At 44.9% G+C, this 10,766-nt stretch carries 7 protein-coding genes; 4 read left to right on the top strand and 3 right to left on the bottom strand.

The genetic code is table 11. The features are described 5' to 3' along the window. Together MED222_RS00730 and MED222_RS00735 are read right to left on the bottom strand one after the other, a co-directional pair. Window positions 1-1,204: inorganic phosphate transporter (locus MED222_RS00730; protein ID WP_009848971.1), on the bottom strand; the 1,204-nt coding region annotated here is incomplete at its 3' end. A gap of 128 nt (window positions 1,205-1,332) precedes the next feature. After that, complete coding sequence (locus tag MED222_RS00735; RefSeq protein ID WP_029223984.1) at window positions 1,333-2,013, bottom strand: TIGR00153 family protein; 681 nt, start codon at window positions 2,011-2,013, stop codon at window positions 1,333-1,335. A 207-nt stretch (window positions 2,014-2,220) separates the two neighbouring features. On the opposite strand from MED222_RS00735, the gene MED222_RS00740 reads away from it, so the two are divergent. Further along, on the top strand, window positions 2,221-3,738 hold the full coding sequence (locus tag MED222_RS00740; RefSeq protein ID WP_009848973.1) for a CYTH and CHAD domain-containing protein: 1,518 nt from the start codon (window positions 2,221-2,223) through the stop codon (window positions 3,736-3,738). A gap of 39 nt (window positions 3,739-3,777) precedes the next feature. Here the strand turns inward: MED222_RS00740 and MED222_RS00745 are convergent, their stop codons facing one another. Further along, window positions 3,778-4,527 (bottom strand): potassium channel family protein, encoded by a 750-nt coding sequence (locus MED222_RS00745; RefSeq protein WP_009848974.1) that lies wholly within the window; start codon window positions 4,525-4,527, stop codon window positions 3,778-3,780. Between the two features lie 97 nt (window positions 4,528-4,624). Between MED222_RS00745 and MED222_RS00750 the strand changes: the two genes are divergently transcribed. From MED222_RS00750 to hldE, 3 genes are all read left to right on the top strand, one after another. Further along, window positions 4,625-5,881: a methyl-accepting chemotaxis protein gene (locus tag MED222_RS00750; protein WP_009848975.1), complete on the top strand. Its 1,257-nt coding sequence runs from the start codon at window positions 4,625-4,627 to the stop codon at window positions 5,879-5,881. A gap of 252 nt (window positions 5,882-6,133) precedes the next feature. Beyond that, window positions 6,134-8,983: a bifunctional [glutamate--ammonia ligase]-adenylyl-L-tyrosine phosphorylase/[glutamate--ammonia-ligase] adenylyltransferase gene (glnE, locus tag MED222_RS00755; RefSeq protein WP_009848976.1), complete on the top strand. Its 2,850-nt coding sequence runs from the start codon at window positions 6,134-6,136 to the stop codon at window positions 8,981-8,983. Between the two features lie 165 nt (window positions 8,984-9,148). Then, window positions 9,149-10,579 carry a bifunctional D-glycero-beta-D-manno-heptose-7-phosphate kinase/D-glycero-beta-D-manno-heptose 1-phosphate adenylyltransferase HldE gene (hldE, locus tag MED222_RS00760; RefSeq protein ID WP_009848977.1) on the top strand — a complete coding sequence of 477 codons (1,431 nt, stop codon included), beginning with the start codon at window positions 9,149-9,151 and terminating at the stop codon, window positions 10,577-10,579. Window positions 10,580-10,766 lie beyond the last annotated feature (187 nt).

Raw genomic sequence — 10,766 nt, 5'->3', positions numbered from 1 at the left:
CAGGTAACGTCACAATCCAAGAAGCTACGATGTTACGTACAACGCCTAGGTTTAAAGCTGCGATACCACGAGCAAAGCCTACACCTAATACCGCACCAACCAATGTTTGCGTGGTTGAAATCGGAAGGCCAGTACCAGAAGCAAGTACAACCGTACACGCGGTCGCTAGTTGAGCTGCAAAGCCACGGCTAGGAGTTAGTTCTGTAATACCAGTACCAACGGTTGCCATTACTTTATGACCCATTGTTGCAAGACCAACAACGATACCAATACCACCTAGTGGAAGAATCCACCATGCGATAGTGCTCTTACCTGAGATTTCACCCATGTGCTCAACCGTTGAAACAACAGCAGACAGTGGACCAATCGCGTTCGCAACGTCGTTTGAACCGTGTGCGAATGCCATTGCACAAGCTGTGATAACCATTAGTACGCTGAAGATACCTTCTACGCCAGTAAAACCGTGGTCTTCTTCGCGGTTAGCAAACTTCTTCTGAATGTATAAGTAACCGCCAATCATGACGACAGCAGAAACACCTGCAGCCCATAACCATGCTTCAGTACCGGTTAGATGAAGGCCTACGTGCTTAAGACCTTTCTTGATCGTTACAAGTGCAATGACCATTGTAGTAATGAACATGTATACCGGTACAAAACGCTTCGCATTGAATAGCGGGTTTTCTGTATCGAATATCAGTCGCTGGGCACTGACAAATATGAGATAGGCGAAGATACCGGAAATCAATGGTGTGACAATCCAACTTCCCACAATGCCTTGGACACTGTTCCAATCTACAGCTTCAGTACCCACAGACACACAAGCAAAACCGATGATTGCACCGATGATTGAGTGAGTCGTTGATACTGGCCAGCCCATGTATGAAGCTAGAAGTAGCCATGTACCAGCAGCTAGTAGTGCAGACATCATACCGTACACAAGTACGTCAGGTTGATCTGCAAACAGAGATGTTTCGATAACACCTTTACGGATCGTGTCTGTTACTTCGCCGCCCGCAAGGTAAGCACCTGCGAATTCAAAGATCATTGCGATAATGATCGCTTGTTTAACGGTTAGAGCTTTAGAGCCTACTGAAGTGCCCATTGCGTTCGCAACGTCATTTGCACCAATACCAATAGCCATCAAGAAACCGAAAGCTGCTGCAACAATAATCAGGACAGTGCCGTAGTTAGCAAGGATATCCATCGTAATACCTAGTTGTTTGATAACAAGCGGAACAAATTTAGACGCAAAAAACCGCTCAGCGAGAGAAATACTCAGCGCATAAGTGGTTTGTTCAAAAAATGCTCTTCGTTATATAGTTAACGTATGATTTAAGATCGAGAAAGCATTACTTCAAGACGAGCGCCTACACGCTGTGCTTGATCTGCAATACCACCAACCCATTCAAGAATTTTGTATAAGAACATGATATCAACTGGATTCAGACCATCTTCAATCGCCATTAGTTGTTGGCGTAGTTCGATCTGCATCGCGTCCGTGTCATCTTCAATTACATCTAATTGATGAATCATTTCAGCAACGAGTGTTACTTCACGGCCTTTAAAGCCCGTTTCAAGTAATTCGTCTAGTTCATTGATTACGTTTTGTGCTTGGTTCGCTGCATCTAGACAACGTTTAACGTAAGCGATGAAGTTTTCTTGCATAGGAGCAGGAATGACAAGTTGACGACCATATACACGGCCAGCAATGTCTTTCGCTAGGTTTGCTAGTTTGTCTTGTTGAGTTAATAGCTCCAACATATCGGTGCGATCAACTGGCATAAACAAACCGCGAGGAAGTTTAAGGCGAATTTCACGTTTTAGTACGTCAGCTTCTTTCTCAAGGTGAGAAATTTGAGCTCGAATTTCTGATGCTTTCTCCCAGTCACCTTTTGAAGAAACTTCAAAGAAATTAACTAGGTGAGAACAACATTCGTTCACGCATACTACGTGACGCTGCAAAGGTTTAATTGGGGACTTTGCAAATAACCCCATAATTGTATTTACTGGCATGGTCATCCAACCTAATAAATAATAACCTTAAAACAACATACACCATATTCATGGTGAAATGTTAAGCGATGGCTACAAAGTCGCGCATGTTAACCTAATCAATGTCTCATTAAAACTGTTTTAGATCATCATAAGGGCGATATTTCTGACTTGCTGAGTTTTCAAATTGGCAATATCCTGTCCCTATCTTCACAGAAAGGTATAACTATGGAAACCGAGATAGAACTGAAGTTTTTTGTTTCTCCTGATTTTTCAGAGACTTTACGCAATAAAATTGCTGAAACTAAAGTACTTCAGCACAGTTGTCGTGAGCTAGGTAACATCTACTTTGACACCCCCGATAACTGGTTACGTAAGCACGATACTGGCTTGCGCATTCGACGCTTTGATGACGTATTTGTACAAACCGTAAAGACGGCTGGTCGTGTGGTTGCAGGCCTGCATCAAAGGCCTGAATACAATGCAGAACATGACAGCAATGAACCTAAGCTAGCCCTACATCCAGAGGACATCTGGCCAGCGGGCAAAGACATCGAAACGCTGGAAGCTGAGTTGACTCCTCTATTTTCTACCAACTTCACACGTGAGCAGTGGTTGATTGGTATGCCTGATGGCAGTCAAGTCGAGGTCGCATTCGATCAAGGTTTTGTTGAATCAGGCGAACTGCAAGAACCGATTTGTGAAGTCGAATTGGAACTTAAGTCCGGTCAAACAGATGCTCTGTTTACACTGTCTCGTCAATTCTGTGAACAAGGTGGCATGCGTTTAGGTAATCTAAGCAAAGCCGCTAAGGGTTACCGCCTTGCTCAAGGTTATCAAGGAGATGAAGTCACTCCTTTGACCTTAGTTGATACTGCTAAAAGTGATACTGTTGAATCGTGTTTCATTCAATCTTTAGAGCATGCTCTCGCTCATTGGCATTATCATGAGCAGATCTTCACCGAGCGCCAATCCATTGAAGCGTTACATGAGATCAGTCACTCGCTGAGTTTTATTCGTCAAACCTTCACCATCTATGGTGGCATTGTCCCAAGACGCGCGAGTGCCATTTTACGCCAAGAGCTTAAGTGGCTTGAGCAAGAACTCGACTGGCTAAAAAGCTATGACCACTTCGAAGATTTGCTCGAAGATAAAGGCCACGTACTGCGTAAATTGGATGCGCGTAAGTTTTTGGTCGCTGAACTTAAAGAGATGCAAGAGCAACTTCCCGATCGCGAAGAACTGCTTACCTTGTTGAGCTCTGCTCGTTACACTGGTTTGTTGCTAGATCTGAGTCGCTGGATCTTGTCTCGTGGCTGGCAACCATTCTTAGACGAAAAAGCACGTGAACAAATGGCACGTGGTATCGAATGGTTTTCGGTTAAGCAACTCGATCGCACATGGGCCGACTTGATGGAAGCTTTCCCGCCAGAGCGAGTGATGACTAGCCAAGCGTATATTGAACAGCAATATCGTTTGATGAGAAACCTATATTCTGGTGTTGGTTTCGCGAGTTTGTATGATGACGATGAACGAAACAGTTTCCGCTTGCCATGGGCCGATATGGTGCAAGGTATTGACGATTTGCTGGCACTTAAAACATTAGAGCCTTTGACTGAGAAGTTAGAAGGCGATGAGAAGGTTCAGCTAGAGCGTTGGTTAGCTCGTCAAGAGGTGTCAATTCTGCATGCGATGGAACAGACACGCCAAATAAGTGTAGAAGTTGAGCCGTATTGGCAAGACTGAGTTTCATAACAACATGAAATTGAAAATAGGGCTTCGGCTCTATTTTTTTGTTTGTTGTTCCAGCTTTTCTAGTCGTTCGAGAATTTTCTGTTGTTGCTCAATGATCTTCTCAAGGTGCTTCTCTTTGTTTTCAGCTCGTTGATTGTCATGGCGAGTTGGAGAGGTGATCAAAGAAGTAATCAACCCTGAAATCATACCAAAAACACCCACACCACAAATGATCACCAGAGAAGCGACTAACTTGCCTGAGCTCGTCACTGGATAATAATCGCCGTACCCCACGGTACTAATCGTTACGAAAGCCCACCATAAAGCATCTTGGCCAGTGGTAATGTTGGCATTGGGATCCTTGTGCTCTAGCAGCAGTATTGTTCCTGCACCTATGGTCAGGAGAATAACCAATAGCAAAATAATTGAGGCGAGTGTCGTTTCTTTTCGATTGCTAAACAGCTCCCTGAAAACACGTTTTCCTGACCGAAGAACGAGAATCACGCGCAAGATCTGAAAAATGCGAGCGAATCGAAGTGGCTCGACCATAGGGATGCTTGCCAAGAAATCGATCCAGTGTACTTTTAGATATTCTTTCTTATTTTGTGATCTGAATAGATCAATAGTGAGCTGAAAAAGAAAAACGCTACAGATTATAAAGTCCAGGCCGATAAGAACTTGTTTCGATTCTTTATCAATCGGTGCAAACAATAAGCCTGAGATCACAAATAACGCTAAGAAAGAGAGAATCAGTGATAATAAGCTCATCGGCTTAGTGGTGTCTTTGATACTATTTAACATTCATACGAGGCTCAAAATAAATCGCGAACTTTGACTGACATAGCCATCTCGCGGATATAGAAGCCATCAATATATAAGAGTTAATGGAGAACTGACAATGACTAAACTGTCATTCAAGCCGTGGGAAAGGATTATCTCGGACATCCGTCTCGTTCCAAAAATGATCATGCTGATGGTTTTCAGCACTATCTTGATTATTTCGAAGCAGCTATGGGACGCAAGTGCGTTTTACGATTCATTACTTGCAGTCACTAACAATGCACAAGTTGCACAGCAGCATTACGAGACTTACCTAGTTCAAGTGGCTTGGCAAACAGCCTTGATGATCATTGTGTTTGTGGTTCTTCTATTGGCGGCAGCGCGCGTTATGCTTCGCCAAACTCAATACCTCAATGACGCCATTAAAACGATGGCCGATAAGAACCTATCAGTGCCAATTCATATGGATTGTAAAGATGAATACGGTGATGTGGCACGAGAACTCGAAAAAACTCGAGTCCAGTTGAGTGACATGATCAAAACTCAGGTGGCCTCTTCTGATGAGTTGTTTGCCCTGACGGAAGTGATGACCATCAGCATGTCCGAAACCAAAGATTCAGCTCAGGAAGAATTTAACGAAATCGACCAACTAGCGACAGCAATGAGCGAGATGACGTCTACTGTGCAAACTGTGGCTGAGCACGCGCAAAGTGCTTCTTCTCTTACTGAGCAAGCATCAGGTCAAGCACTAACAGGTCAGAAGTTCGTTCAAGGTTCTGTTTCTAAGATGAGTGAGCTTTCTTCGGACATCGCAGCCTCTGCAGCAGCGGTAAACCAAGTAGAAGAGCGCGTAGACTCGATTGGCAGTGTGGTTGGTACTATCCAAGGCATTTCAGAGCAAACCAACCTATTGGCTTTGAACGCAGCGATTGAAGCCGCGCGTGCAGGTGAAGCGGGGCGTGGTTTTGCGGTTGTTGCCGATGAGGTTCGTAACCTTGCGCAACGTACTCAGCAAGCGACAGTAGAAATTCAAGATATGATCAGCCATCTACAAAGCAGTGCTAACTCGGCTGTAGAGCTGATGGAAAAGAGTGTTGTTGAAGCGGCTGAAGGCGTAGACCTAGTGACTAACGCTGGTTCTGAGCTTGATGGCATCGTAAGTCAGGTAAACCAGATTAATGATATGAACTTCCAGATCGCGACTGCTGCGGGCCAACAAACTAGTGTGGCGGAAGAGATGAGTGTCAACTTGACCAATGTTCGTGAGCTTGTTGAAGCCTCCGTAGTGGTGGTGGGTGAGCTTCTCGAGACTTCTGAGATCATGGAAAGCAACGCACAAGAGCTAGACGGTAAGATTAAGCAGTTTAAGGTTTAATCCCCAGCTTTCGGTCTGAGCTCTAGTTCGCAAGATCTAAAGGTCTATTCCTAGAGGTTTGGCCCTGGAGATTTGTTATTAGAGAAAAGACTCAACTTGATAAGTTCACTGATAAAACGCCCACATTGCTAATGCGGGCGTTTTTTATTGGCAGAACTTTGGTATAACTAATCATTAGTTTTTAGAACTCGTTATTGAAGAACCGAACCGACAAACCAATTGTTCGGTGCGCAGCTTACACAAGGAAGAAACATGCCATTGCCTTCTCTACTCGTCACTCATTCCCAGTCTGCTTTTGAGCAATTATTAGAGCATCAAAGTGACGCCATTAACACTTGGCCTGAGTCATTGATTGCCGAGCTCAAGCGTGTATTAGGCTTGAGCTGTTTTGTTGGTGATTGTTTACAGCGTGACTCGATTTTATCCAGCACCTTGCCAGAGATGCTGAGATGTGAAGAGCGCGCGGAAGGGTATCGTAAGCGTTTGGCCGAGTTACTTTCTGGTTGTGCTGATGAAATGAGCGGCCAACGTGTACTGCGTCAATTCCGTAATCGAGAGATGATCTACATTGCTTGGCGTGACTTTATGGGCTCATGGGATCTAGAACAGAGCTTAAATCATTTGTCGATGCTAGCAGAGGCGATGATCTTCGAGACCTATCAATGGCAGTACGATATTTGTTGTAAAGAGTGGGGCACACCTTGTAACGAGCAAGGTGAAGCGCAGCCTATGTTGATCATAGGTATGGGCAAGTTAGGTGGCGGTGAGCTGAATTTCTCTTCCGATATCGATCTAATTTTTACTTACCCTGAGAATGGTGAAACCCAAGGAGCAAGAAGAAGTATCGCCAACGCGCAGTTCTTCACGCGTTTGGGGCAACGTATTATCAAGGCGCTTGATCAGCAAACCTTTGACGGATTCTGTTATCGAGTCGACATGCGCTTGCGTCCATTCGGGGAGAGCGGCCCTTTGGTCATGAGCTATGCTGCTCTTGAAGACTATTACCAAGAACAAGGCCGTGACTGGGAACGCTACGCAATGGTTAAGGCGCGTGTAATGGGCAGTGAAATGTACCCTGAATACCAAGAGCTCCGCCAGATGCTGCGTCCGTTTGTTTTTCGTCGTTATATTGATTTCAGTGCCATTCAATCTTTGCGTCGAATGAAGTCGATGATCAGTAGCGAAGTGCGACGTCGTGGCTTATCAAACAACATTAAGCTTGGCTCTGGTGGTATTCGTGAAGTCGAGTTTATTGCTCAAGTCTTTCAACTGATTCGTGGTGGACGTGAACCGAGCCTTCGTGGTCGAGGTTTGTTGGAGACGCTAAGTGCGATTGAATCTCTTCATTTATTAGAAGCAGAAGAAGTCGGTCACTTACGTGAGGCATACCTGTTTTTACGCCGCCTTGAGAACCTATTACAAGCGATGGCAGACAAGCAAACTCAAACCTTACCTGATGGCGATTTCGAACAGTTGCAACTTGCTGTCGCCATGCAGTTTGCAGATTGGGATGGTTTGATTGATGCGACACGTGCTCATATGGCGAATGTTCACACCGTATTCGAAGACCTAATTGGGGTTGATGAAGATGATGCTAACCCAATCGCGAGTCACTTTAGTGAGTTGTGGGATATGGCTCATAAGCAAGATGTGATTGAGCAGGTTCTAGAGCATGACATCGCGATTGCTAACCCGCAGCAAGCGGCGAAAACCATTATCCAATTCAAAGCTGATTTGGCTAAGAAAACCCTTGGCCCTCGTGGACGTGAAGTACTCAATCGATTAATGCCCAAAGTGTTTCAAGCGCTCTATACCGCCAAGGATGCTGAATTTGGTTTGTCTCGAGTGCTGCATCTGTTGCAAAAAATCGTTACACGCACCACGTATCTTGAGCTATTGGATGAGCACCCCGCTGCCCTCACTCAACTCGTTCGCTTATGTACAGCGAGCCCGATGATCTCGGAGCAGTTGGGTCGTTACCCAATTCTGTTAGATGAACTTATTGATCCGCAGCAACTCTATAACCCCGTGCCTTTAGAGTCTTACAAGACCGAGTTACGTGATTATCTAGCCCGTATTCCTGAAGATGACATGGAACAACAGATGGAGGGGCTGCGTCAGTTTAAGCAGACTTGTATCTTGAGAATTGCAGCCGCTGATATTGCGGGCGTTTTGCCTGTTATGAAGGTAAGCGACCATCTAACCTATTTAGCAGAAGCGATTGTTGAGGCCGGCATTAATCAAGCTTGGTTACAAGTGACAGCCAAGTTTGGGGAGCCTACCCACGTTAAAGATCGTGAAGGCCGTGGCTTCGCCGTGGTTGGTTACGGCAAAGTCGGCGGTTGGGAGCTTGGTTATAACTCCGATCTTGATATTGTGTTCATGCACGATTGCCCGGTACACATCTATACTGATGGTAAAAAAGAGATCGACGGACGCCAATTTTATCTGAGATTGGCGCAGCGCATTATTCATATTTTCTCGACCAGAACTGCTTCTGGTATTTTGTACGAGGTCGACACTCGCTTACGTCCTTCAGGTGTCTCTGGTTTATTGGTGAGTCCAACCGATGCTTTTGACGAGTATCAGCACAATGACGCGTGGACTTGGGAACACCAAGCTTTGACTCGTGCTCGTATGATTTATGGCGATGACTTATTGGCTTCGGCATTTAACAAGACTCGCCATGAGATTTTGTGTTTGACTCGAGATGAAGCTGTACTTAAAAAATCCGTTGTCGATATGCGTGAAAAAATGCGCGGGCACCTCGGTGGAAAAAAAGCCGATCGATTCATGCTGAAACAAGATACGGGTGGTATCACCGATATTGAGTTTTTGGCGCAATATTTAGTACTTCGATACAGTAATGAAAAACCTAAGTTGACTCGTTGGTGTGACAATGTACGAATCTTTGAAAGTCTGTTGTCACAAGGGATTATGGACGAACAGCAAGGCATGGCATTAACTAATGCCTATACAACATTAAGAGATGAAATCCATCACCGCAATCTACTCAACCTTGATGCGGACGTGGCGATTGATAAATTTAAAATGGAAAGGGAACATGTTGTTCAGGCATGGAAGCAATGGATGGAAGCGTAACGGAACTATTTCTTAACGGTTACGTCATTATCATTTAGTGATCGCTTATCGACTTCTTAGCTACTAGAGTATCTATCGAGTTAGGCTTTCACTCATTTTTCTATGGTTTAGCCACTGTAATCAGTGTGCTAGACTCTAGCCAGATTCGATTTTTGGAGATCCACAATGAAACCAATTCTACCTGACTACAGCCAATCAGGCGTTCTTGTTGTCGGTGATGTAATGCTTGACCGTTACTGGTATGGCCCTACTGGCCGTATTTCACCAGAAGCACCTGTGCCCGTTGTTAAAGTAGAAAATAACGAAGAGCGCCCTGGTGGTGCTGCCAACGTAGCAATGAATATTGCCTCTCTTGGTGGTCATGCTCATATCGTTGGTTTGACTGGAAAAGATGAGCCAGCTGAGGTGTTGAAAAATACTTTGGGTGCATTAAAGGTTAAGTGTGATTTTGTTGAGTTGGACGATTACCCGACCATCACAAAATTGCGTGTCATGAGCCGTGGACAGCAGTTGATCCGTCTTGATTTTGAAGACAAATTTGAGAACACGGATCCTGAACTTGTTTTATCTCGCATGGAGCAAGCTCTTCCTAATGTACGCTCGGTAATCTTATCTGATTATGCGAAAGGTGCTTTGGAGCATGTGCAGAGCTTTATTCAAAAAGCGCGCGCAGCGAACGTTCCGGTGTTTATTGATCCTAAAGGTGCAGATTTTGAACGCTACCGTGGGGCGACATTACTTACGCCAAACATGGCGGAGTTTGAGCTGGTTGCCGGTAAGGTTAAGTCTGAAGATGAAATGATCGAAAAAGGGCTCGCGTTAATCGAAGAGTTTGATTTTGAAGCCTTGCTAGTGACTCGCAGTGAGCATGGCATGACATTGCTCCGCAAAGGCGTAGAACCATTCCACTTACCGACCCAAGCGAAAGAAGTGTATGACGTTACTGGTGCTGGTGATACGGTTATTTCAGTATTAGCAGCTTCAGTTGCTGCAGGTAAGCCACTTGATGAGGCGTGTGCATTAGCAAATGCTGCAGCTGGCGTGGTAGTCGGCAAGCTAGGTACATCGACGTTGTCTACGATTGAGTTAGCGGAAGCGATTCATGGTAGCCAAGATACTGACTACGGTGTGATCTCTGAAGCTGCCCTAGTTGAAGCGGTGAAACGTGCTCGTGCGAAAGGCGAGAAAGTCGTTATGACTAATGGCTGCTTTGATATCCTGCATGCGGGACATGTCTCTTACATGAACCATGCTGCTGAGTTAGGTGATCGTTTGATCGTTGCTGTGAATACGGATGAATCAGTGAAACGCTTAAAAGGTCCAGGTCGTCCTGTGAACCCAACTGATCGTCGTATGGCGGTACTGGCTGGTTTAGGTGCGGTTGATTGGGTTGTTCCGTTTTCTGAAGATACACCGCAACGTTTGATCTCTGAAGTTCTTCCAAGCATTCTTGTGAAAGGTGGTGATTACAAACCTGAAGAGATTGCTGGTGGTGCAGAAGTGATTGCGGCTGGCGGTGAAGTTAAAGTACTTAACTTTGAAGATGGTTGCTCTACGACTGAAATCATTAAAGCGATTAAAGGTGGTCGAGGCTAACTCTTAGTCTTCTAACTTTCTTGTCTCAAGGCTTAACCTTTGGGTTAGGCTGAGAATTAGCTTTCAATAGATAATAAAAATGCCGCTCATTGAGCGGCATTTTTGTAACGGTAATCTAGTCACTTTATTAAATACTCTGGTTAGAGTATTTAACTAGGATTTAAGCATTACTTACTTGCGACTTTTA

It is taken from the genome of Vibrio sp. MED222 (assembly GCF_000153005.1).
Classification (GTDB): Bacteria; Pseudomonadota; Gammaproteobacteria; order Enterobacterales; family Vibrionaceae; genus Vibrio; species Vibrio tasmaniensis_A.
Note: the sequence above shows the minus strand (reverse complement) of the source record. Positions and strands in the feature narration are given on the sequence as shown.